This is a genomic window from Parabacteroides caeci (assembly GCF_023656795.1).
GTDB lineage: Bacteria > Bacteroidota > Bacteroidia > Bacteroidales > Tannerellaceae > Parabacteroides > Parabacteroides segnis.
Map to the genome: position 1 here is coordinate 1 of NZ_JAMOKT010000086.1, position 24,109 is coordinate 24,109.

Annotated in this window: 24 protein-coding genes and 3 tRNA genes; 14 read left to right on the top strand and 13 right to left on the bottom strand. The window is 45.0% G+C overall.

Annotated features, from left to right (window positions below):
- The first annotated feature begins 404 nt into the window (after positions 1–404).
- The 8 genes from trpB to NBH15_RS26400 all read left to right on the top strand — a co-directional run bounded on the left by trpB (position 405) and on the right by NBH15_RS26400 (position 8,392).
- A complete protein-coding gene (gene trpB / locus NBH15_RS26365; RefSeq protein WP_250823987.1) occupies positions 405–1,592 on the top strand; it encodes a tryptophan synthase subunit beta in 1,188 nt (395 codons plus the stop codon).
- Between the two features lie 3 nt (positions 1,593–1,595).
- Positions 1,596–3,002, top strand: a complete 1,407-nt coding sequence (locus tag NBH15_RS26370) for an anthranilate synthase component I family protein (protein ID WP_128133678.1) — start codon at positions 1,596–1,598, stop codon at positions 3,000–3,002.
- Positions 3,003–3,014: 12 nt separating this feature from the next.
- Complete coding sequence (locus NBH15_RS26375; RefSeq protein ID WP_128133677.1) at positions 3,015–3,584, top strand: anthranilate synthase component II; 570 nt, start codon at positions 3,015–3,017, stop codon at positions 3,582–3,584.
- Positions 3,585–3,625: 41 nt separating this feature from the next.
- Positions 3,626–4,621, top strand: coding sequence for an anthranilate phosphoribosyltransferase (gene trpD, locus NBH15_RS26380; protein WP_250823988.1), 996 nt, complete (start codon positions 3,626–3,628; stop codon positions 4,619–4,621).
- Between the two features lie 3 nt (positions 4,622–4,624).
- Positions 4,625–5,437 (top strand): indole-3-glycerol phosphate synthase TrpC, encoded by an 813-nt coding sequence (trpC, locus tag NBH15_RS26385; protein ID WP_250823989.1) that lies wholly within the window; start codon positions 4,625–4,627, stop codon positions 5,435–5,437.
- The gene (locus NBH15_RS26390; protein WP_250823990.1) at positions 5,431–6,090 is read left to right on the top strand and encodes a phosphoribosylanthranilate isomerase; all 660 of its coding nucleotides are present in this window, start codon (positions 5,431–5,433) and stop codon (positions 6,088–6,090) included. Before trpC ends, NBH15_RS26390 begins: the two co-directional genes overlap by 7 nt.
- Positions 6,087–6,860, top strand: a complete 774-nt coding sequence (trpA, locus tag NBH15_RS26395; protein WP_250823991.1) for a tryptophan synthase subunit alpha — start codon at positions 6,087–6,089, stop codon at positions 6,858–6,860. The genes NBH15_RS26390 and trpA overlap by 4 nt, the downstream gene beginning before the upstream one ends.
- A 215-nt stretch (positions 6,861–7,075) precedes the next feature.
- Positions 7,076–8,392 carry an ATP-binding protein gene (locus tag NBH15_RS26400; protein ID WP_128133674.1) on the top strand — a complete coding sequence of 439 codons (1,317 nt, stop codon included), beginning with the start codon at positions 7,076–7,078 and terminating at the stop codon, positions 8,390–8,392.
- Positions 8,393–8,457: 65 nt separating this feature from the next.
- Here NBH15_RS26400 and NBH15_RS26405 read toward each other — a convergent pair.
- Positions 8,458–8,544, bottom strand: a tRNA-Ser gene (locus NBH15_RS26405).
- 215 nt (positions 8,545–8,759) lie between these two features.
- Complete coding sequence (locus tag NBH15_RS26410) at positions 8,760–9,311, bottom strand: NADH peroxidase (protein WP_007652517.1); 552 nt, start codon at positions 9,309–9,311, stop codon at positions 8,760–8,762.
- Positions 9,312–9,498: 187 nt separating this feature from the next.
- Here NBH15_RS26410 and NBH15_RS26415 point away from each other — a divergent pair, with 187 nt between their 5' ends.
- Entirely contained in the window at positions 9,499–10,557 is a 1,059-nt protein-coding gene (locus NBH15_RS26415; protein WP_186958852.1) for a class I fructose-bisphosphate aldolase, read from the top strand.
- Between the two features lie 89 nt (positions 10,558–10,646).
- Positions 10,647–11,564, top strand: a complete 918-nt coding sequence (locus tag NBH15_RS26420) for a DMT family transporter (protein WP_250823992.1) — start codon at positions 10,647–10,649, stop codon at positions 11,562–11,564.
- Here NBH15_RS26420 and NBH15_RS26425 read toward each other — a convergent pair.
- The 4 genes from NBH15_RS26425 to NBH15_RS26440 are packed head-to-tail and all read right to left on the bottom strand — an operon-like array spanning position 11,550 to position 14,540.
- Positions 11,550–12,224 carry an RluA family pseudouridine synthase gene (locus tag NBH15_RS26425; RefSeq protein WP_128133673.1) on the bottom strand — a complete coding sequence of 225 codons (675 nt, stop codon included), beginning with the start codon at positions 12,222–12,224 and terminating at the stop codon, positions 11,550–11,552. The genes NBH15_RS26420 and NBH15_RS26425 overlap by 15 nt on opposite strands.
- 1 nt (position 12,225) lies before the next feature.
- Positions 12,226–12,972, bottom strand: coding sequence for a 3-oxoacyl-[acyl-carrier-protein] reductase (fabG, locus tag NBH15_RS26430; RefSeq protein ID WP_007652512.1), 747 nt, complete (start codon positions 12,970–12,972; stop codon positions 12,226–12,228).
- A gap of 22 nt (positions 12,973–12,994) precedes the next feature.
- Positions 12,995–13,939 carry a 3-oxoacyl-ACP synthase III family protein gene (locus NBH15_RS26435; protein WP_007652511.1) on the bottom strand — a complete coding sequence of 315 codons (945 nt, stop codon included), beginning with the start codon at positions 13,937–13,939 and terminating at the stop codon, positions 12,995–12,997.
- 7 nt (positions 13,940–13,946) lie between these two features.
- Positions 13,947–14,540 (bottom strand): TetR/AcrR family transcriptional regulator, encoded by a 594-nt coding sequence (locus NBH15_RS26440; RefSeq protein WP_007652508.1) that lies wholly within the window; start codon positions 14,538–14,540, stop codon positions 13,947–13,949.
- Positions 14,541–14,691: 151 nt separating this feature from the next.
- Here NBH15_RS26440 and NBH15_RS26445 point away from each other — a divergent pair.
- From NBH15_RS26445 to NBH15_RS26460, 4 genes are all read left to right on the top strand, one after another.
- Positions 14,692–14,763, top strand: a tRNA-Met gene (locus NBH15_RS26445).
- Between the two features lie 159 nt (positions 14,764–14,922).
- Positions 14,923–15,843 carry a DnaJ C-terminal domain-containing protein gene (locus tag NBH15_RS26450; protein ID WP_250823993.1) on the top strand — a complete coding sequence of 307 codons (921 nt, stop codon included), beginning with the start codon at positions 14,923–14,925 and terminating at the stop codon, positions 15,841–15,843.
- 15 nt (positions 15,844–15,858) lie between these two features.
- A complete protein-coding gene (locus tag NBH15_RS26455; protein ID WP_122328629.1) occupies positions 15,859–16,173 on the top strand; it encodes a chaperone modulator CbpM in 315 nt (104 codons plus the stop codon).
- 176 nt (positions 16,174–16,349) lie between these two features.
- Positions 16,350–16,421: transfer RNA gene (locus tag NBH15_RS26460), tRNA-Met, on the top strand.
- A 222-nt stretch (positions 16,422–16,643) separates the two neighbouring features.
- Here NBH15_RS26460 and NBH15_RS26465 read toward each other — a convergent pair.
- From NBH15_RS26465 to NBH15_RS26495, 7 genes are all read right to left on the bottom strand, one after another.
- On the bottom strand, positions 16,644–17,048 hold the full coding sequence (locus NBH15_RS26465) for a DUF5053 domain-containing protein (RefSeq protein ID WP_250823994.1): 405 nt from the start codon (positions 17,046–17,048) through the stop codon (positions 16,644–16,646).
- A 45-nt stretch (positions 17,049–17,093) separates the two neighbouring features.
- A complete protein-coding gene (locus tag NBH15_RS26470) occupies positions 17,094–17,273 on the bottom strand; it encodes a hypothetical protein (RefSeq protein WP_250823995.1) in 180 nt (59 codons plus the stop codon).
- Positions 17,274–17,419: 146 nt separating this feature from the next.
- The gene (locus NBH15_RS26475) at positions 17,420–18,535 is read right to left on the bottom strand and encodes a GNVR domain-containing protein (protein ID WP_250823999.1); all 1,116 of its coding nucleotides are present in this window, start codon (positions 18,533–18,535) and stop codon (positions 17,420–17,422) included.
- A gap of 42 nt (positions 18,536–18,577) precedes the next feature.
- Positions 18,578–20,989: an SLBB domain-containing protein gene (locus NBH15_RS26480; protein WP_250823996.1), complete on the bottom strand. Its 2,412-nt coding sequence runs from the start codon at positions 20,987–20,989 to the stop codon at positions 18,578–18,580.
- A gap of 431 nt (positions 20,990–21,420) precedes the next feature.
- Positions 21,421–21,810 (bottom strand): lipocalin-like domain-containing protein, encoded by a 390-nt coding sequence (locus NBH15_RS26485; protein WP_122328631.1) that lies wholly within the window; start codon positions 21,808–21,810, stop codon positions 21,421–21,423.
- Positions 21,798–23,219 carry a capsule assembly Wzi family protein gene (locus tag NBH15_RS26490; protein WP_250823997.1) on the bottom strand — a complete coding sequence of 474 codons (1,422 nt, stop codon included), beginning with the start codon at positions 23,217–23,219 and terminating at the stop codon, positions 21,798–21,800. Before NBH15_RS26490 ends, NBH15_RS26485 begins: the two co-directional genes overlap by 13 nt.
- A gap of 95 nt (positions 23,220–23,314) precedes the next feature.
- Positions 23,315–23,653: a hypothetical protein gene (locus NBH15_RS26495; protein WP_250823998.1), complete on the bottom strand. Its 339-nt coding sequence runs from the start codon at positions 23,651–23,653 to the stop codon at positions 23,315–23,317.
- Positions 23,654–24,109 lie beyond the last annotated feature (456 nt).

Here is a 24,109-nt window from a genome sequence, read left to right on the forward strand (position 1 = left end):
AGAATTTTTAGCAAGTCCGGTCTGAAACCGAACAGAACTTTTAATACTAAACTTATCAAAGAACTCTTTGGCATAGTGGCAGAAGCCGCTTAGCCGATATGTTGAATTTTTAACGGACTATTATGATTAGTGATACAACGAATATTTTTCAAAAAAAACTAGCAAATCATTTGCAGTTTGTCAGAGAATATCTATATTTGCTGCCGTAATAACAAAAACAGTCATGAGAACATTTATAGTAAATACATTTTGGTGGTGGCGCTCTTTACTCCTACAACGGTCGTAAGGAACGCAGTCCTGTGTATATACTAGTCAAGATATCATAGAAAGGTCTGTCGCACTTGCGACGGGCCTTTTTTCTTTTTCAAACAAACGGAATACAACTAAAATAATATAGCAAAAAGATGAAAACGTATCAAGTTGACAAAAACGGTTATTATGGTGAGTTCGGCGGTGCTTATATCCCCGAAATCCTTCACCAGTGTGTGGAAGACTTACAGAACATCTATCTGGAAGTACTGGAAAGTGAAAGTTTCAAGCAGGAATTCAACCAGTTGCTGCGCGACTATGTAGGCCGTCCCTCTCCCCTTTACCTAGCAAAACGATTAAGCGAAAAGTATGGTTGCAAGATTTATCTCAAACGGGAAGACCTCAACCATACGGGAGCCCACAAAATCAATAACACAATCGGACAGATTCTGCTGGCACGCCGCATGGGTAAAACCCGCATCATCGCCGAAACAGGTGCCGGACAGCACGGTGTTGCCACAGCTACCGTTTGCGCCTTGACGAACATGGAATGCATCGTTTACATGGGCAAGACGGACGTGGAACGCCAGCATGCCAACGTGCAGAAGATGGAGATGCTCGGCGCGACCGTCGTCCCTGTTACTTCCGGCAACATGACCCTGAAAGATGCGACAAACGAAGCAATCCGTGACTGGTGTTGTCACCCTTCCGATACGTATTACATCATCGGTTCCACAGTCGGCCCTCACCCTTATCCCGACATGGTAGCACGCCTGCAATCCGTTATCAGTGAAGAGATAAAGAAACAATTACAGGAAAAAGAAGGGCGCGATCATCCGGATTACCTGATTGCCTGCGTGGGAGGCGGAAGCAATGCCGCCGGTACAATCTATCACTTTATCGACGACCACCGGGTGAAACTCGTACTGGCAGAAGCCGGAGGAAAAGGAATCTGTTCAGGTATGAGCGCCGCCACCATCCAGCTGGGAAAGAAAGGAATCATACACGGAGCCCGTACCCTGGTCATGCAGAGCGAAGACGGACAAATCGAAGAGCCCTACTCTATCTCTGCCGGACTGGACTATCCGGGAATCGGTCCGATTCACGCCAATCTGTCCGTCAGCCACCGCGCCTCTATCCTGGCTGTCGATGACGACGAAGCACTGGAAGCCGCTTTCGAACTGACCCGCCTGGAAGGAATCATCCCGGCACTGGAAAGCGCCCATGCGCTGGGAGCACTCAGCAAAGTGGATTTCAAGCCGGAAGACGTAGTCGTACTGACCGTTTCGGGACGCGGAGATAAAGATATGGATACGTATATTGAATACAAAAACAGAAAGTAACCGATGAAAAACTATCATTTCAAAACGATAAGCAAACAGGTCCTGGGCGACCTTCACACGCCCGTCAGCATCTACCTGAAAGTACGGGATATCTATCCGGAATCAGCCCTGCTGGAAAGTTCGGACTTCCACGGAAACGAAAACAGCCTTTCCTTCATCGCCCTCTGCCCGCTGGCAAGTATCGGCATCAACAACGGCGAATGTACGGCAACCTTTCCCGACAGCAACCGCGAAGTGACTCCCCTCAGCGAAAGCTATAACGTAGCAGATGCCATGAACGCGTTTCTGAGCCGTTACAGCATCGAAGGGGCAGACAAGAAAATCTGCGGCCTGTTCGGATACACGGCCTTCGATGCTGTCCGTTACTTCGAAAACATTCCGGTCATGGAAGCCCACCACGAAGAGAACGATGCTCCCGACATGCTATACATATTATATAAGTATATCCTCGTCTTCAACCATTTCAAAAATGAACTGACATTGGTCGAATTATTGCAGGACGGTGAAAAAAGCAACTTGCAAGAGATCGAAACACTGATTGAAAACCGCAACTATGCTTCCTATAACTTCCAGACTACCGGGCCGGAGACTTCTCCTATCACCGGCGAAGAATACAAGGCCATGGTTCGCGAAGGTATCAAACACTGCCTGCGCGGTGATGTTTTCCAAATCGTTTTAAGCCGCCGTTTCGAACAACCGTTCAAAGGCGACGACTTTAAAGTCTACCGTGCCCTGAGAAGTGTCAATCCTTCCCCTTACCTTTTCTATTTTGACTTCGGCGGCTTCCGCATCTTCGGTTCTTCTCCCGAAACGCACTGCAAAGTGACGGAAGGCCATGCAAGCATCGACCCGATTGCCGGAACCGCTTTCCGCACAGGCAACGTGGCTCTCGACAAACAACGTACAGAAGCCCTGCTCGCCGACCCGAAAGAGAATGCCGAACATGTCATGCTGGTAGACCTTGCCCGCAACGACCTAAGCCGCAACGCACACAACGTACAGGTCGATTTCTACAAGGAGGTACAATATTACAGCCACGTCATCCACCTGGTTTCCCGTGTAAGCGGCGAAGTGAACAACGACAGCAACCCGGTAAAAACATACATCGACACCTTCCCGGCAGGGACCCTCAGCGGCGCCCCGAAAGTACGTGCCATGCAGCTTATCACCGACCTCGAAAAACATAACCGCGGAGCCTATGGCGGCTGCATCGGATTTATCGGCCTGGACGGTGACCTGAACCAGGCTATCACTATCCGTACCTTCGTCAGCCGCGGCAACGTACTGTATTACCAGGCCGGTGCCGGTATCGTAGCGAAGAGCAACGACGAACGCGAACTTCAGGAAGTAAACAACAAACTGGGAGCCTTGAAAAAGGCAATCGACCTGGCAGAGAAGTTGAAGAATTAAAAATTGAAAATTATGAGCAAGATATTATTATTCGACAATTATGATTCCTTCACCTATAATTTATTACATATTTTGAAGGAACTGGGTGCGGAGGTGGAAGTTCACCGCAATGACAAAATATCCTTGGAAGAAGTAGACCGCTTTGATAAAATCCTTCTTTCGCCGGGTCCCGGTATTCCGGAAGAAGCAGGCATCCTGCTTCCTTTAATCCGCCAATATGCTCCGACAAAAAGTATTCTGGGAGTATGCCTCGGCGAGCAAGCGATTGGAGAAGCCTTCGGAGCAACCCTGATTAACCTGACGGACGTTCATCACGGCGTTTGTTCCGATATCCGGGTGACAGCTAAAGAACCGTTATTTGCCGGACTCGAAGCCGGATTCCGTGCCGGGCGTTACCACTCCTGGGTAGTCTCCCGCGAAAACTTTCCCGATTGCCTGGAAATAACAGCGGAAGATATGGAAGAAAAACAAATCATGGCATTACGTCACCGTACGTACGATGTCCGGGGTATCCAATTCCATCCGGAATCGGTCCTGACCCCGAAAGGCAAGATTATTATTGAAAACTGGCTGAAAAGATGACTAGTGGCAGTTAAAAAGAAATCATTTACGAAAGAAGAGTTATGAAAGATATATTATACAGATTATTCGAACACCAGTACCTCGGCCGGGATGAAGCCCGCCAGATACTTCAGAATATGGCTGCCGGCCAATACAATGATTCCCAGATAGCCAGCCTCATCACCGTCTATCTGATGCGTAACATTTCCGTAGAAGAGTTATCCGGTTTCCGCGAAGCCCTGCTCGAAATGCGCGTACCGGTCGACCTGTCGGATTACAAGCCAATCGACATCGTCGGCACAGGGGGCGACGGCAAAAACACATTCAATATCAGTACTGCTTCCTGTTTTGTCGTTGCCGGAGCCGGTTACAATGTGGTGAAACACGGTAACTACGGCGCAACCTCCGTCAGCGGTGCCAGTAATGTGATGGAACAACATGGCGTCAAGTTTACCAACGATATCGACAAACTACGCCAAAACATGGACACCTGCCATATCGCATACCTGCATGCCCCTTTATTCAATCCGGCCTTAAAAGCGGTAGCCCCGGTACGTAAAAGCCTGGGAGTACGCAGTTTCTTCAATATGCTCGGCCCGCTGGTGAATCCCGTTATGCCGGCTTACCAGTTATTGGGCGTATATAATTTACCTTTGCTGCGGTTATACAGCTACACATACCAGGAAAGCGGGACGCGTTTTGCCGTTGTCCACAGCCTGGACGGGTACGATGAAATATCACTGACCTCCGACTTCAAAGTAGCAATGCCGGAGAAAGAGAAACTATATACCCCGGAAATGCTTGGTTTTGCCCGTTGCACAGAGGATGACCTCGACGGCGGCCAGACTGTCGAAGATGCCGCCCGCATCTTCAATAACGTAATGACCAATACGGCAACCCTGGCACAAAAGAACTGCGTAATTGCCAACTCTGCCTTTGCTATCCAGGTCATCTGCCCGGAAAAGAAGATAGAAACCTGTATCGCCGAAGCCCGCGAATCACTGGAAAGCGGCAGTGCACTGGCCACACTGAAAAAGTTTATTTCACTGAATAATTGATTTATGAAAGATATATTGCAAGACATTATAGCCAACAAACGCATCGAAGTAGACCGGCAGAAACAAGCCGTACAACTCCGTACGCTACTGGCATTGGGTGGCGAACGGCTGGAACGTACCACCTATTCGATGCGTGCCTCGCTGGCTGCATCTTCTTCGGGCATCATCGCCGAGTTTAAACGTAAAAGCCCATCGAAAGGCTGGTTGCATCCGGATGCCGCCATCCCGAACATCATCCCGGCCTATCAGCAAGCCGGAGCTTCTGCCTGCTCGGTCCTGACCGACCCGCAGTTTTTCGGCGGTTCGTTGGGTGACCTCTGCCAGGCACGCAAGCTGGCTGAGATTCCCCTGTTACGGAAAGATTTTATCATCGACGAATACCAGGTGTACCAGGCCCGGGTCATGGGAGCCGACGCGATTCTGCTAATCGCCGCCTGCCTCACCCCCGACCAATGCCTGTCACTGGCAGAGCTGGCACATACCCTCCAACTGGAAACATTGCTGGAAATCCACAGCGAATCAGAATTGGGGCATCTCAACCCGCATATCGACATGCTCGGTGTTAACAACCGCAACCTCGGGACATTCCATACCGACGTGGAAAATTCGTTCCGTCTGGCAGAGATCATGCAGGAAGTCAGCAAAGAAAAAGACCTGGCTCCCCTACTGGTTTCGGAAAGCGGAATATCAGATACAGCCACAGTAAGCCGCCTTCGTGAGGCTGGCTTCCGCGGTTTCCTGATTGGTGAGACATTTATGAAAACAGAAGAGCCGGGCGCTACCTTATCCGCTTTCATAGGAGGTCTGCCATGCTAATCAAGGTTTGCGGCATGCGAGAACCGGAAAATATCCGGCAGGTAGCAGAGACGGGAATCGACTGGATGGGATTCATCTTTTACACCCAATCACCCAGGAGATTGGGGACTGATGACAGTGGACAGCAATTATCATCTTTCATCTCTCAACTGTCAACCGTCAACTGTCAACTAAAGAGAGTCGGCGTCTTCGTCAACGCCACGCCGGAAGAAATGATGGAAACAGCCGCCCATTACCGGCTCGATTACCTGCAATTGCATGGAAACGAATCGCCGGACATCTGCTATACCCTCCATAAACGAGGATATGCAATCATAAAGGCATTCTCCATCGCCACCGAAGAAGATTTAAAACCGGTCGCCGATTACGAAGGCCGTGCCGATTATTTTCTTTTCGACACCAAATGCAACAGCTATGGCGGTTCAGGCAAACAGTTCGACTGGTCGGTACTCTCCGCCTACAAAGGGCAAACGCCTTTCCTGCTCAGCGGTGGTATCAACCCCGACAGCGCAGAAGCCCTCCGGAACTTCAGCCACCCGAAACTGGCCGGTATCGATCTCAACAGTGGCTTCGAAACCAGTCCGGGCATAAAAGACGCAGAGAAACTGAAAACATTTATTGACAAGATTAAAAATAAAAAGACTGACATATGAATCGTATTACAAACTTATTCGAAACAAAAAAGAACGGCATCCTGTCCGTTTACTTTACAGCGGGTTATCCACAGCTAAATGATACGGTAACCGTTCTGAAAGAACTGGAAGCAAGAGGTATTAACATGGTCGAAGTAGGCATCCCTTTCTCCGATCCGATGGCAGACGGTCCCGTCATCCAGGAAGCCGCTACACAGGCATTGCGAAACGGCATGTCGCTCCACCTCCTGTTCGAACAGTTGAAAGACATACGAAAAGAGGTACAGATGCCTTTAGTCCTGATGGGCTACCTCAATCCGATTATGCAGTTCGGCTTCGAAGACTTCTGTAAAAAATGTGTGGAAGTAGGTATCGACGGCATGATTATCCCCGACCTCCCTTTCGCCGACTACATGTCCGACTACAAAGAGATAGCCGACCGCTACGACCTGAAAATGATTATGCTCATCACCCCTGAAACTTCCGAAGACCGTATCCGCCTGATTGACGAACACACTTCCGGCTTCATCTATATGGTATCGAGTGCCGCAACAACAGGTGCACAGCAGAGTTTCGACGATCAGAAACAGGCCTATTTCCGCCGTATCAACGGAATGAACCTGCAAAATCCTCGTCTGGTAGGTTTCGGAATCTCCAACAAAGCCACCTTCGATGCCGCCTCCTCCAATTCCTCAGGCGCCATCATCGGCAGCAAATTTATCCAATTGCTGAAAAGCGAAACAACAATCCCCGGAGCTGTAGATGCATTACTGGAAAGTTTGAAAAAATAGGACGACAACCTGCCTGAAATGGGTAGGCATCGAAACAAAAACGGACAAGCATCGCTTTATCTATGGATGCCTGTCCGTTTTTATATTAACAAAATATCCTCGAAAAAACAGCAACTTACAACAATATTATTCCCTATTATTTAGTACATTTGCCAAAAACAGGAACGTCTTTTGTGCATTTTTGCCATTTTCAGGAACATAAAATTGATTTTATCATGGAATTATATCGTAGCATCATTGAAGATTTAAAAGATTGGAAAAGTAGACCGGATAGAAAGCCTCTAATTTTAAAGGGGGCCAGACAAACTGGAAAAACATGGATATTAGAGCATTTTGGTCATACAGAATTCGAATATGTAGCCAGCTTCAATTTCGATAAGGATGAATCTTTAAATGAAATCTTCGAAAACACAAAAGCCCCCGAACGAATAATTTCACAGTTAAAATTGCATACTGACAGTCCTATTTTGCCTCATAAAACACTAATAATCTTTGATGAAATTCAAGAATGCAACAAAGCACTGAATTCCTTAAAATACTTCTGTGAGGATGCTCCTGAATATGCTGTAGTGGCTGCCGGTTCATTATTGGGAGTAACCTTATCGAAAGGAGATTCATTCCCTGTCGGGAAAGTAGAATTCATGAACCTATACCCTTTAACATTTAAAGAATTTTTAAAAGTAAGCGATGGAAAAATATATCAATATATTGAAGAGTTATCTGTTGTGGAGCCTCTTCCCCAAATTGTTTCAGATAAACTAACTGAATTCTACCGCCAATATCTTGTCATAGGTGGAATGCCTGCAGCCGTAAAAGCCTTTATGGAAAATAAAGGCATGGACGAAGTAAAACGTGTACAGAGATTTATTTTAGATGCCTACACATTTGATTTCTCTAAACATGCTGAGAATAAAGATATTCCTCGTATCATAAGTATATGGAATTCCATACCCAGTCAACTAGCAAAAGAAAATCGTAAATTTATTTACAAAATGGTAAAACCGGGAGCCAGGGCACGAGACTATGAAGATGCCCTACTTTGGTTAGAAAATGCAGGACTAATCTACAGAATCTTTTGCAGCTCCAAACCCTATCTGCCATTAAAAAGCTACGATGACCTTTCAGCCTTCAAAATCTACCTTTCCGATATCGGTTTACTACGCGAATTGGCAGGACTTCCTCCTGAAGCTATCTTAGCTGGCAATACGGCATACACTGAATTTAAAGGAGCATTGGCAGAAAACTATGTCCTACAATCATTGGTATGCCAACTTGAAATCCTTCCCCGGTATTGGACATCATTAGGAAAAGCAGAGGTTGATTTTGTTATCCAATCAGGTATAGAGATTATTCCCATTGAAGTGAAATCAGACACTCGTTTAGGAGGAAAAAGCCTATCCGTATATGATATGAATTATCATCCGACATATAAAATCCGATATTCACTGAACAATCTGAAAGTAGATGATAATCTGATTAATATACCATTATATTTAGCTGATTGGACCATGAAGCTAATATCAATCCGATAATCTTTATATATTTGAAAAAAAGAAACAGTTGCCAGTTTATAACCGACAACTGTTTCTCTTTTCAGCGGAAAGCGAGGGATTCGAACCCCCGGAACAGTTACCCGTTCACCGCATTTCGAGTGCGGCCCATTCGACCACTCTGGCAGCTTTCCTGGTCGTTGACGCGACAAATGTATAAAAAATTTTATACCGTTATCCTCCAAAGGTCTTTTTTTTCTGCACACAGCACTACTATGTCAGTCCAAGCAACACTATAATGCTAATACCCATAGCATTATAGTATCATACAACACAGCACTATAGTGCTAAAAAAAGGGAGTAACCTCCCGGCACTCCCAATCCTATCGTGTTAACGAATTGAACGTTATTATTTGAAATAACGGTTATATAATCCTTCGAAACCTTTACCATGGCGGGCTTCGTCTTTACACATTTCGTGTACTGTATCGTGGATAGCATCCAGATTCTGCTGTTTTGCCAATGTTGCGATACGTTTTTTATCTTCGCAGGCACCGGCTTCTGCTTCCATACGTTTTTTCAGGTTAGTCTTTGTGTCCCAAACAACATCACCCAACAACTCTGCAAACTTAGCTGCATGTTCTGCTTCTTCCCATGCATAACGTTTGAATGCTTCTGCTACTTCAGGATAACCTTCGCGGTCTGCCTGGCGACTCATTGCCAGATACATACCTACCTCAGTACATTCACCCATAAAGTGAGCGTTCAACCCCTCAAGAATAACAGGGTCAACACCTTTTGCAACACCTAATACGTGTTCGTCTACAAACTGCAGAGCGCCTGTTGTTTCTACCAGTTCTTTGAACTTGCTTTTCGGTTGTTTACATTGCGGACAAAATTCAGGAGCTTCGTCACCTTCATGAACATAACCACATACTGTGCAGATCCATTTCTTTTTCATCTTCGTAAAATTTTATTGGTTGTATAACTATTAGTATATAATCTTTTGTTATTCGCTGTGACAAAATTAACCAAACAAATCTAAAGAGCAAGAGATAAGCCGATAGAAATATTCTATCTGTTAATTGATAAAAACTATGGAACTTATTCAAAGCGGCAAGTGTTAGATTATAAAACTTACATATAGTATGGATACATTAAAGATTACAAGCCTCTTAGGCGACAAAGCAGAATATTTACTGGGTCACACCTGTAAAACGATTGACAAATCACTGATTCACATACCATCTCCTTCAACAGTCGATGATATCTGGATTAATACGGACAGAAATATTCAGACATTAAATAATTTACAACGAATGTTGGGAAGCGGACGGCTGGCTAACACCGGTTATCTGTCTATTCTCCCGGTCGACCAGGACATAGAACATACGGCCGGAGCATCATTCGCCCCGAATCCCATTTATTTCGATCCGGAAAACATCGTGAAGCTGGCAATCGAAGGCGGTTGCAACGCTGTCGCTTCCACATTCGGAAACCTGGGAGTTGTAGCACGCAAATATGCACATAAAATACCGTTCCTCGTAAAACTCAATCACAATGAATTGCTTACTTATCCGAACAGCTACAATCAGGTGATGTTTGGTACAGTCAAGGAAGCCTGGAACATGGGAGCCGCAGCAGTCGGTGCCACCATCTATTTCGGTTCTGCGGAAAGCCGTGAGCAACTGGTCGAGATTGCGGATGCATTCGAGTATGCACACGAACTAGGGATGGCAACTGTCCTTTGGTGCTATCTGAGGAACAATGATTTCAAGAAAGATGGCGTAGACTATCATGCGGCAGCCGACCTGACCGGTCAGGCCAACCATCTGGGTGTAACAATCAAAGCAGATATCGTTAAACAAAAACTGCCGTCCAACAACGGTGGCTTCACAGCCATCAACTTCGGCAAAGTAGATAAAAAGATGTACACCGAACTGACGACCGAGCACCCGATCGACCTTTGCCGTTACCAGGTAGCCAACGGTTATATGGGCCGTGTCGGCCTAATAAACTCCGGAGGAGAATCACACGGTGCCTCCGACCTGAAAGAAGCCGTCATCACTGCTGTCATCAACAAACGTGCCGGCGGTATGGGCCTGATCAGCGGACGTAAAGCATTCCAGCGTTCCATGAAAGATGGCGTCGAACTGCTTCACACCATTCAGGACGTTTACCTGGACCCGGAAATTACGATTGCATAAACAAGCAACGACATATAGGAAGTGCATGGAAGGATATATCTTTTCATGCACTTTTTTATTTACCTTTGTACCGATTCAATAAAGGCAAAATGAAATCAAATGCTTATAAAGGCCACCTGGCTATGCTGGGGGCAAATATATTATGGGGGCTGATGTCTCCCGTTTCAAAAGCCGTATTAATGGCTGGTCCGGTCAGTGCGTTGTCGCTCACGACTTTCCGCATGGTGGGAGCGGCTGTCGTTTTCTGGCTGGCGTCATTCTTCACCAAAAAAGAACATGTCAACCATCAGGACCTTGCGAAACTATTCTTCGCCGCGTTACAGGGAATCGTACTGAACCAGGGGTCATTCATCTTCGGCGTTTCCCTGACCTCGCCTATCAATGCCTCCATAGTCACGACAACAACGCCTATCATTACTATGATTATTGCGGCATTCTACCTGAAAGAGCCTGTCACCGGAAAAAAGGTAATCGGTATCTTTGTCGGGGCAGCCGGAGCCTTGTTGCTGATTCTGAGCAGTCAAAGCGCAGCGGCCGGTAGCGGTAAAAGCAGCAATATATGGGGTGACCTGCTCTGCCTGCTGGCACAGTTCAGTTTCTCTTTTTATTTTGTGTTGTTCAAGGGATTGATAGGCAAATATTCTCCTATCACATTGATGAAATGGATGTTCACGTACGCTTCCATCTGCACGATACCGTTCTCCTACAACCATATTGCAGGTATCGATTTCCTGAATCTTCCTTCAGAATTGTATATGGGTATCATTTATGTCGTACTGGGAGGCACTTTCCTGCCTTACCTGTTCATTCCCATCGGACAAAACCTGTTGCGCCCGACAGTAGCTTGTATGTATAATTATGTACAACCAATCGTTGCGTCACTGATTGCCGTACTTTGGGGGATGGATACTTTTGGAGTGATGAAAGGGATTGCCGTAGCATTGGTATTTACCGGCGTTTATATCGTAACACAAAGTAAATCGAGGGCCCAGTTAGAGGCCCTCTGAAATACCTTTCCATAAATTATCGTCAGGGACAGGGGCTACAATCTTTATCAATTCTTTGGATACCGGATGGATAAACTCGGCACTCCGGGAATGGAGACTGATACCGCCATCTTTATTCGAACGCTCGGCACCATATTTCAGGTCTCCTTTAATCGGACACCCCATCTTTGCCAACTGACAGCGTATCTGGTGATGCCGGCCGGTTTTCAGGTCTATTTCCAATAAGAAATAATTATCCGAATGCGCAACCACCTTATAATGAAGAATCGCTTTCTTTGAATCCGGACGTTCGGTATCATAAGCGTAACTCTTGTTTTGTTTCTCGTTACGGACCAGCCAGTTCACCAGTTCGCCTTCTTCAGCCGGCGGACAGTTCTTGACAATAGCCCAATAGGTTTTCTTCACCTCTCCTACCCGGAACATCTCGTTCAGGCGGGGCAAAGCTTTACTGGTCTTGGCAAACAGGACTACACCGCTCACCGGACGGTCCAGCCGGTGGGTAACACCGACATACACATTTCCCGGCTTGCAATACTTCTCTTTCAGCCACGCCTTGAGCATTTCCGAAAGAGGAGTATCACCGGTTTTATCTCCTTGTACAATCTCGCGGCATGTTTTGTTTACCGCGATGATATGATTGTCTTCGTAGATAACTTCCATATTACATATTCATACCGCCGTCTACCTGAATCACCTGTCCGGATACATAAGCAGACAAATCTGATGCCAGGAATGTAGCTACATTTGCCACATCTTCAGTAGTACCGCCGCGGCGCAAAGGAATCTTCTTGTTCCATTCTTCTCTTACTTCTTCCGGCAATTTCGCAGTCATATCGGTAATGATAAAACCAGGAGCGATTGCATTGGCACGGATACCACGTGAACCCAGTTCCTGAGCCACCGATTTAGCCAAACCGATCATACCGGCTTTTGAAGCCGAATAGTTGCTCTGACCGGCATTCCCGTGAACACCTACGACAGAAGACATATTGATAATGTTACCTGCACGCTGTTTCATCATGACCGGAGTACAAGCATGGATAAAGTTGAAAGCCGATTTCAGGTTCACATTCAGGACAGCATCCCACTGGCCTTCGCTCATACGCATCATCAGGCCGTCTTTCGTGATACCGGCATTGTTAACCAGAATATCGATACGACCGAAGTCTTTCACGATTTCTGCCACTACATTATGAGTCTCTTCAAAGTTGGCTGCATTAGAAGCATACCCTTTTGCCTTAACACCTAAAGCTTCGATTTCTTTCTGTGTAGCTTCACCGTTCTCGTCGATAACCAGGTCTGTAAATGCGATATTTGCACCTTCAGCGGCAAACTTTAAAGCGATAGCCTTACCGATACCACGTGCAGCACCGGTTACAATGGCAACTTTTCCTTCTAATAATTTCATAATATTTCTATTTACGTTTATATTAACACTGTATCAGACAAGCACCCGCCGAATATCCGCCGCCGAAGACGGTCAGACAAACCAGGTCGCCTTTCTTGAATGTATGGTCATTCTGTGCATACACCAAAGCCGAACTAACCGAACCGGTATTACCCAGTTCTTCGATATTATGCAGGAACTTTTCTTCCGGCAAATTCAGCTGCTTGGCAATATTCGACATGATACGCATATTCGCCTGGTGACCGATAAAATAAGTCAGGTCATCCAACGCAAATCCGTTCTTCTCCAACAGATAGACTGCATTTTTAGGCATGTAGGTACAAGCCTGGATAAACACGTCGCGGCCTTCCGGCATCTGGATACCACCGTCACGGGGACGCAACTGCACACCTTCAGGACCTTTCCCCAAATGGCCCAACCCCTGTGTAAACACTTCAATAATATGCGGATCTTTCTCTGTCACGCGTTCCTTTGAAATAAAGAACGCAGCAGCGGCATCCCCCCAGAGGTGACCGGCTTTCGGATCTGTTTCATTATAATAAGCGGAATTTTTATCTGCCGAAAGGATTAAAGCCTTTGTAGCCTTTCCCATAGCAAAATAACCTTCCACAACTTCCAGCGCATTTAAAAAAGAGGAACAGGCAGATGATAAATACAACGCTTTCGCATTTGTAATATTAAACTCACGCTGCGTATAATGGGCTGCGGTAGCAACTGTATCGTACGGAGAATAGGATGCTGAGATAATCAAATCAACTTCCGTAATGTCATACGGCAATTTTGGCAGTGCGTTACGTACGGCGTCCATTCCCATGGTACAAATTGTCTCTTCCGGTTTGGCTTTGGACCGGGTTTTAATACCCGTACGCTGTTCAATCCACTCACTTGTCAACCCGTTTAATTCCAAAAAATGTTGGTTGTGCACCCGTTCTTCAGGCACATAAAACCCTGTTGCATTAATAAACATCTCTGGTTTACTTTATCTTTATTCCGTTGAATATTAAATTCATTACATTATCTCTCCGCTTAATCCGCTGGCTGATATTATCTCCCATAATACCCCTTATATAAGGAACTTCCAATCCCTTCAAGGCATGATGTAGCACCACTGCTGTTATTTCTGTATCAGGCATTGCGAAGATCCCTTCCTTCACTCCGGCATCCAATATTCCCTTCAATAATTCTGTCTCACGTATATCAAAGTTCTTACGAACCTTCTCTACGCGCCATATATCACGGAAAAAGTTAGCTTTCAGCGTACCATTACGAAATACGAGCGCTTTGATAGCATCCAATCTGGCATAGATGAATGTCATCAACTTCTCATCAGCTGGCAAATCCTTTCCGGCAACATCAAGCAGCATCTTGTATAACTGGTCCAGCTCCGATTCCACCACAGCCAGATAAATCTCATTTTTGCTCTTGAAATACGTATATAACGTACGTCTGCCTTTCCGGGAAGCCTGTGCAATATCGTTCATTGTCGTATTATCAACCCCCATGCGGGCAAACAATTGCCTGGCCACATCCACCAACATTTCGCGTGTTTTAGAAACTGTCATCGGCATTGTATTGCACATTTTGATTAAAACTGTGCGCAAAGTACCTAAAAAAGATTGGTTCTACCAAGTATATTAAAAAAAACTTGCAATAAATTTGTTTTATAAGAGAAAATCCCTACCTTTGCACTCGCAATCACAAAATGATTGTAAACTATATCGCGGAGTGGAGCAGTGGTAGCTCGTTGGGCTCATAACCCAAAGGTCGTAAGTTCGAGTCTTGCCTCCGCAACTATCTAAAGGCTTTCAGTATTCACTGGAGGCCCTTTTCGTTTTCATCTTTCCTAAGCTTTATTAGCCAAATTTAAGCCGTCAATTTCCGCCCCGGCATGTTTATTGTAATGTAGATGTATGGATATCAACCGACAAAAAGACTTAACAATATAATAATATGGCTTATATAGACTATTACAACATTCTAGGGGTGAACAAAGGCGCTTCACAGGACGACATCAAAAAAGCGTACAAGAAGCTGGCCCGTAAATATCATCCGGACCTGAATCCGAACGATCCGGATGCTCACCGGAAATTTCAGGAGATCAACGAAGCCAATGAAGTACTGAGCGACCCGGAAAAACGGAAGAAATACGACCAATACGGTGAAAACTGGAAACATGCCGACCAGTTCGAAGCTCAGCAGAACCAATACGGACAGTATCAGGGTGGCTTCGGTGGTTTTAGCGGCTTTGGAGGCAGTAACGGCGGGGGTGCCCAATGGAGTGCCTCAGACGACGGCAGCGGCTTCTCCGACTTCTTCGAATCCATGTTCGGAGGCGGCGGTCGTGGCAGAGGCAACCATGCTTTCCGCGGCCAGGACTATAATGCAGAACTGCATGTCTCTTTGGCAGATGCAGCCCAAACACACAAACAGGTTATTACCGTCAACGGTAAGAATCTGCGCATAACCGTACCAGCCGGTATCGCAGACGGACAGACCATCAAGCTGAAAGGCCAGGGCGGTCCGGGCGTAAACGGCGGACCTGCCGGCGATCTGTACATCACATTCAGCATAGCAGAAGACAACCGTTTCAAACGGGTTGGCGACGATTTATATATAACCGCCCCGTTAAACCTCTACACCGCCATACTGGGTGGCGAACAGATAATAGAAACAATGGACGGCAAGGTAAAACTGAAAGTGGCTGCCGGAACGCAGAACAACAGCAAAGTCCGCCTGAAAGGCAAAGGTTTCCCTGTCTATAAAAAAGACGGGCAGTTTGGTGACCTGATCGTCACCTACTCCATCGAGATACCGACTAATCTGACGGATAAACAGAAAGAGTTGTTCCGCGAAATACAGAGTCTTAATTAATAAAACACGAGTACTATGCAAACAGATTTAATTATAGTCAACGAATATTGCCGGATATGTCATATAGAACCTTCTTTCATCTTCAGGCTGGAAGAAGGCGGACTCATTGAAATCCGTATCATCGAAGGCGAAAAGTATTTACAGGCGGAGCAATTACACGATATCGAAAGATATACACGTATGTATTACGACCTCTCAATCAATTTCGAAGGAATCGATGCCATCCACCATCTGCTGAATCGTGTCAAATCCATGCAACAGCAAATCGGACATCTGAAAAAGATGTTGCGGGTATATGAAGCAAAAGATTTTGAAGAAAATGAATTATAAAATCCAATTGACACATCTACCTTACATTCAACCCGGTAGATGTGTCATTTTGTTACTAAAAGAAGCCTTACTCCCCGGCTTTCAACAGAAAAGCAAAAACTTTTTGTAAAATAATTTGGATTGTAAGAAATAATTCATACCTTTGCACTCGCAATCAGGAATGATAGCAACTATATCGCGGAGTGGAGCAGTGGTAGCTCGTTGGGCTCATAACCCAAAGGTCGTAAGTTCGAGTCTTGCCTCCGCAACTTTTGAGGAATAAGCATAAAAGGTGACGTACAATCAATGTACGTCACCTTTGCTATTTTACGGCAAATCAATCGCTTAGTCTTACTCGGCGCATAGTAAAAATTACCTATTCCGTTAAAGGTCTCTGGAGGTGTTGTATCATCATTTGGTTTTGCGTCTAAGAAATCATCAATAAAAGCCCCGTCTGGGTTCAGGACGGGGCTATTGTCAGAAACTCAGTATTAACAAGTAAAACTGATTGAACCCAATGTCTTTGAAATATCCTGCAGGGCCATGTTTAGTGTCTGTATCTCCTCAGGAGTAAAGCCTGCTTCTTTACCATTTACCAAATGACCATGCATTCGTTGACTAAACCATGATTTAGATTTTCCAAAGTAACGTTTGGCAATATATGATAAAGAAACAATATTTGAGACTTCATTAAGTTGTTCCAGTAACGAAAGTTCTTTACCGACGTTTTGTAGTTCGCTTTCACATGTATCAGCCAACTCAAGCACGAAATTGACTAATGCTTTCTTTTCCTCTGGGGTAGTATACATTTCCTTGATTCTGCCAATATGCTCATCAAAGGCGTCAGTACCGAACTCCTTACGTAATTCTGATAATTCCTCATTTAAGTTTTTCATATTCTTTTCTTTTTTACCCTCCCCGATTAAGGAGAGGGAGGATTTTTACTTTTCTAATTCGTCTAACTTCTTAAGGTATTCGGAGTATAGGTCAAGCAACTTGTTTAATTTTGCATCAATTGCTTCATCCGAGAGTTCCATTACTTTTTTCATTCTTTCCAGCTGTCGGATACTCTGTTCTATTTGGCAGAGCCTAAGCCTAAGTTTCTTTGTTTCATTTTCCATTTTACTGTATTACTTCTTTGTTTCTGACAACACAAAGGTAAATAAACTTTTGTTTATTTTCAAATAATAGTGAGGTTTTCTTTAAAAATATTGCAGCGGTACCAAGTTATACCTGTATACAGGTGGTGACTAGATCCATAAAAATTTCATTCCACTGAGAAGCAATCTTCCTCCGCCTGTTTGTTATTCGCAAACATATCCTTCACAAATAAATATCCGATACCACCGAACAGAGCTAGAAAAACAAAGCCGATAAGTATCAGTGGCTTTTTAGGTGAAGCTGGCTTTAATGGCACCGTTGCCGGGCTGATCACCGTATAGACCGGAGTTTGTTCCTGGACACGGAGTTTGTCCTGCTCCAGTTTCTGGGCCAACGTATTGTAAACATTGAAAGTCAGTGTCATTTCATTTTTCAGACGCTCCTGCTCGGTGCGGTAACTGGCAGAGATGATGTTCTTGTTCGCATCCTCAAAGGCGGCATACGCCCGTTGGGCCTTGTAATAAGACTCACGAGCTTCTCCAAATACCTTTTCTGTAAACTCAAGATCCTGCTTGGCCTTCTGTGTACGGTAATTGGTGATGTATCCCTGAAGCTTTTCCACGACTATCTGAGTAAGGCTTGCAGAGATCAAAGGGTCCTGCATCTGGACAGAGACAGTTATTACCAATGTCTTTTTATCCACGGAGGCAGAGATACGTTTCTGCAATCCTTGTATTACGCCATCCTGTTCTCTGGTTAACCGGAAAGATGTTAATTCTCCCTCACCGGAAAGTTCTTCTTCTGAGAATAATCCTCTCACCCAACCAAGTAATTTGAAAGGAGCCTTTATCACATAACTCCACCATGCACTTTTCTGGTGATCATCCATATATTCGTACAATGTCGATGAGTAATCACCTTTTTCACTCTCTACCTGTACAGGAAACAACTCCAACAGAAAAGGAATACTTTGTACCACATCCGGATACAAGTCCGGGGAGATGGCGTCCGAACCAGCCGAAGAACCCAGGTTTATACCAGCCATAGCAGCCAGACCACCCAGATTTCCCATCTTTTTGGACGGATCAGACGTTTCAGGTGCCAGCTTTACTGTCGTACTGTATTCTTTCGGTATGCTGAAAGCGACCACCAATCCTACAACTATCGCGACTCCACAGCATTTGAACAAGAACTTGCGTTCCCCCCATAGCCGTTTAGCCAACTCTATTAAATCTATCTCCTGCTCGTTTGTATCCATATCAGGAGCGTTCATTTGAATCATATCCATCTTTTTAATTGAAAATTAAAGATTGAAAATTGATAATTATTTCAGTGTGTTGATGATAGAGGTCACCATGGCTGCCATCGAAGTGGTTGAACTAGCTATGCTCAGAACTTCTGCCAGACTGGTCTTACGATCACGCTGCGTCTTGGTCGGAACGACAATTTCACATCCGGGTTCTACCTTCGGATAACGTTTGAAGAAGATAAAGCTTTTCTTGGTCGTTGCCACCTTTCCGTTCATATAGATTACGATCGGATATTTACGAGCAATATCATTATAGCCACCGGCTTGCGACAGGCAATCACCCACAGACATTCCTTTTGTATATGTCACGCTGTTCGGATAGGTTACGGCACCATTTATCTTAACCGTACTCTGCAACTGAGGAATGTAGAGCGCATCTCCGTCACGCAACACCACATCGTGCGCACTCCCCGGATTTGCCAGGGCCTTTTCCAGGTCGATACCCACTGAATAATCTTTAATGTTCTCCAAAGATAAAGCAACCGAATCACGGCTCTGTTTATTGGAACTCAGTTGTAGCAGAGTTTCCAGGCGGCGCATCTCATCTTCTGTCAACTGGCGTTTCAGGCTTGCTCCTTTTACATAGGCATCAGGCGTTATCCCTCCGGCTTTGGCGATAATATCACTCAGACGGGAGTTCTTTTCTGCCAGGACATAATCACCGGAAAAGGTAATCTCACCATTTACCTTCACTACCTGTTGTTCCTGATAACCTGGTGAGAAACGTACATACACTTCATCAAACGGTTCCAACGTAAAAAGAGTATCCCCTTTTTTTCCATTCACCGGTATCAATCCTAAATTGTCATTCAATTCAAAATTGAATACTTCGGCCGTACGGTTAGTATTTTCGTACGTTTTTGTATCCTTAATACGACGGGCTACTTCCACATTCACCGTTGCAGCCGATTCCTTCAAACCGCCAGCCATCATAATGGCATCTTCCACTGTCAGATTGTTCCGGTAAGGAAGAACTGTGTCTATAAAATTCACAGCCCCACTTACTTTAATCGTATAAGGTTCTCTCAAATCAAAGAAAGAAGGGATATAGAGTTGGTCTTCCGGCTTTAGTTCCATATCGGGAGCAGTACCGTTCAGGATACCACGGATATCTACGGCTATGACAGTCGTTGTAAAATCCGGATTCAAACGGGTGATCTGAGCACGACCGGCAAACTCATCTCCTTTCAAACCCGCTGCCTGATCAACCAGTTGACGGACCGTATGAACCGTACCATTCAATTCATATTCTCCCGGACGCCAAACGGCCCCTGTCACTGTCAGACGGTTTTCGTAGAAAGGAATCACAGAATCCACCAACAAAGAATCGCCGTCCATCATCGCAAAAGTCGGATATTTATCTTCCGTAACAGTAGCTATCTGATAACGGCTACCGGCTTTTCGCTTGACACGGACATCTTTCTTATACGCATCCCCGGTAAAGCCTCCGGCCATATTTAAAAGTTGTTTCAGCGTTTCCCCCTTTTTCAACTCAAAAATACGGTTACGTTTTACTTTTCCTTGTACCACAGCCAGTTGGTCATAAGGAGAAACGATCACCATATCATTCTCTTCCAGACGGATATTCGTATTGTATTTGCCGTTCAACAAATAATCGTACACATCCAGGCTGGCTACCTCCTTGCTATTCCGGTAAACTTTGATTCCACGAAGCGAACCGATCTCATTCACTCCACCTGCTGCATACAACGCATTAAACAAAGTAGCAAACGATGGAAGCGTATAGGTCCCCGGAGCTACTACTTCTCCTACTATATTCACCTTGATACTACGTATCTGGCTCAGGCTAACGGAAACAAACGTATTGGCCCCGTCCGTACTTCCAGACTCTGTATCTCCCGACAAGGTAGACATGATCCGTCCCAATTCCTGTCGGATACGGTTTTCAGCAGTTTCGATAGTCAGTCCGCTGACAGATACCGGGCCTAGATTAGGGATAAGAATTGTTCCTTCGGGAGAAACCTTCAGTTTCAGATTCAGTTCAGAATCTCCCCATACATTGATCAGCAATTCGTCTCCGGCAGATAAAACATATCCTTTGGGAGTCGGTACATTCAGATTAGGCTCAAAGGACAGGTTCTTGTTCGAGAATATTTCGCGACCGAACACGGTTCCGCTTAAATCTCCCGTCGGACGATTGGCTTCCCGCTGGGCATCCAAAGGAGGTATTCCCTTTCCGTCCGGAATAGCAACCGTACGATCTGTAACCACAGCATCCGATGCCGTACGCGTAGCCTGTTCCGTCCCGGACTGTCCCATCCGTTTATTTATCTCCTGGCGAATCTGGTCATCCGTCATACCCGCGGCTTTCGCCTTATCAATCAAATCCTGGGACACCTGTGCCGACAATGGAACCGCCAACCACAGTAATCCCCCCAATAATACATTTCTGATTACGATATTCATATTATTATTTATTTTTGTTGTTATTTCGATTTTAGAAATAATTGAATCATCTGTTTATTGACTGGTTGTAACTGGCTCCCCTCTTGAGAGGGGGTAGGGGGTGTGTTAAAGCCAGTCAATAAAACAAGCCTTGTTACAGGTTTATTTGCCGTCTGCTTCAGCTGACGGATTAGTAAATGGTCTATCTCATTGGACTTTAGTCCCATTTCTTACAGGTTTCTATCTAGGAGAAATGTGGCTGAAGCCAAAAGAGAGAAACAACTTGTAAACCGTCAGCTGAAGCAAACGGCAAATGAACCTGTAATAGTCAAGTGACTCTGATTATGGTGGTTGTATGGCGGGGATATGACACACCCCCTTCCCCCTCTCAAGAGGGGAGCCAGGTACAACCAGTTGCTATAAAAGATAGCTCAAACCTGATAATTTCTGAATCAAAACTTCCTGAACTCCAATCGGGCATAATCCGATTGCAGAACCAGATGCTTCGATGTTAATTCTTTGACGCCGAAGCGTTGTTCTGTTCCGTTCATCCCAAATGGCAATAAGTCTTCAACTTTGCTGATTGGCATGACTACAAACAAGGAATCTCCGGTATATTCCATATTACCGGTCTGACTGGTTACATCAACCTTCATCAAATTAATCGTATGCAAAGCCACGCTGTAATAAGCACGTTCCGGAACTTCTTCCTCTCCCGATGCATATTCTATCTTCATAATCTGCCAGCGACCATCCAGGTCGCCATTAATCGGCATTTTTCCACAAGCGCCAGCCATCAACAGTAGCAACGCACCTATTATATATCTTTTCATCGTATCCATCCTGTTTTTCTGATTGTTAACATGCCACCGGCACTTTTACCCAACATCGCTCCCCGGTCTATACCCAACGATGCTGTAAAATCCCATCCTTTCAATTGGTAGGGAGTATATTTCAATTCAGCTAAAGCATTTCCGTTCTTTTTGATCTCATAAAAAGGCAAACTATAAGTTCCCCAATTACGTGTAACGGATAAAAGGACACGATATTGCAAATCGGCACAAGGATTTCCCATAATCCCGAAATGATGCCCCTGCAAACGATTACTTTTAAAAATTATTTCTCCATCATCATTATAAATAGGAGACATAACCAGCGGATTGCCGATCCCCATCCCCCAATGTTGCCAGCCGGTATAAATACCATGATTATAATAATTATCCGCACCACTCACCTGCTCCGGTATTTCCGGTGTATGATCCCAATAAACAGGACCAGTCTGATCTTTTGTTGAAATATATTCGTAAACAAAACTACTAACGACAGGATTTTTGGGAAGTGTTATTTCTATCCCTGCCAGACAATCTTTCCAGCCATATTCCCCGAACATCTGCGAATGGTCTTCAAAATAATGTTCGTAATAGGGACGGATTGTCCAATCTTTTGGTGCATACCAGGTCAATGAGAAATTCCAGCTACCTAAATGATTCCCATAAATATTCGTTTGTTCACCCATCGGCGTATCACTACTCCCTCCGCTTGGAATAAACACTTTAAAGAAATCCTTTATCCCGTTCGGCATATCGATCTTCTCATTTCCCCTAAACGCATTTCCTCCGAATTGGGCAGCCATCTCTACCCCTCCTTCAAAGATCAAAGGAAACTTCTCTTTGTTACCGATCTTCACATATAAATCTTTGGAATGATAAAGCACATGTTCCGTATGTTTACCGCCCGGAACCACAAAGTCCTTCTGCCAGCCGTCATCCGTAAACATACCATAGGCAATATGCCCTTTAAAAGCCAACCAACCTTTTGTTCCCGAAACGAGCGTATATTCAGGAATACCGATACGAACCTGCGGAATCGGACGCGCATTTCCGGAGAACGTCAGTCCACCGCTACTCAGTAACGGATTATTGAACTCGCTATGTCGTTCCTTGCTTCCGATGCTCAACCCCAGGCAACGATATTTCAGATCCGCATACAATTGTTGCACCACGAAAGTCGAAGTAAAATTATAAGCGACAGCCAGATCCGCCCCGAAAGCATACGAGAAAGGTTTATCCTTTTCCAACTCCCGGAAAACACCTGCACGCAGATACCCGTTATTCTTTTCAATAGACGAAAGCCCCTGCTTGTTTGCCGTCAGCCAGAAAGGGGTATGTTCGCCTCCGCTGAAGCTGACACCAGTCTCCGCCCGATAACTCAGCCCTTTCGTAAACTGAGCATAAGAAATTAAAGGAAACATACATATACTTCCCGAAAGGATTAAATTAGATATAATTTCATTTTTTTTATAAAATATGAGGGGCTAATTTATCAATATCACCTTTTTTCAGTCTTTCATTTTTGAGCCAGTACCCGAGGGCTTATCTCCGAACACATCAGAATACGTATTCGCGAATCGACCAGTCTGCGATATTCTTCTTCTGCCTCCTCCGGAGTGAAATATATCGGACAGAGGTACATGAAGGTCGCATAAATGCGGTCGAGCGTTTCAAGCGTCAACGTGCCGTCCGGATGGTGATGGTCCAGTTTCGAAAGTGTGCGGCGGTCGATATGCAGACATTCAGACAATTGTCTGAATGAAAGTAATCTCCACCTTTTTTGTATCTGCCAAACTTCATCAGAAGCAATCATAATCCATTTATTAGAACCTACGTCGGAAAATTGCCGGGACATTTCGTTTCCACTGAGGGCATCTTCCCATGAAACGGCCCGAAAACAAAAGAAATATTAATTTATGCTACTCTTACGGATTGGAAAAAGGATCCATCTTGCCCGAACCGCAAGAGGAGGAAAAGCCCGGGGGATGACCTCCGTCCGTTGTGAAAGTTGTGAAAGTATTTACCCCCTGTTTGTAAACTTTGCAGGAAAATAAATAAATACCGGTACCCCTTTTAAAAGTCCCCCCCCGTATTTATTTATTTTCTCAGAAAGTTTACAAAACAGCCCTCACTGACTTCACAGCCTTCACAACATTCAGCCTTCAATTTGTCAATTATTAATTTCCGTTACCTTGGAGAACCCGGCTGAGAATGAATCCATGGATGGGCATCCTAAGAGGCCAAGAATGCCCATCTTAAGAAGCTTACAATGCCCATTGTAAGAGGCTAAGGATGGGCATTCTAAAAAACG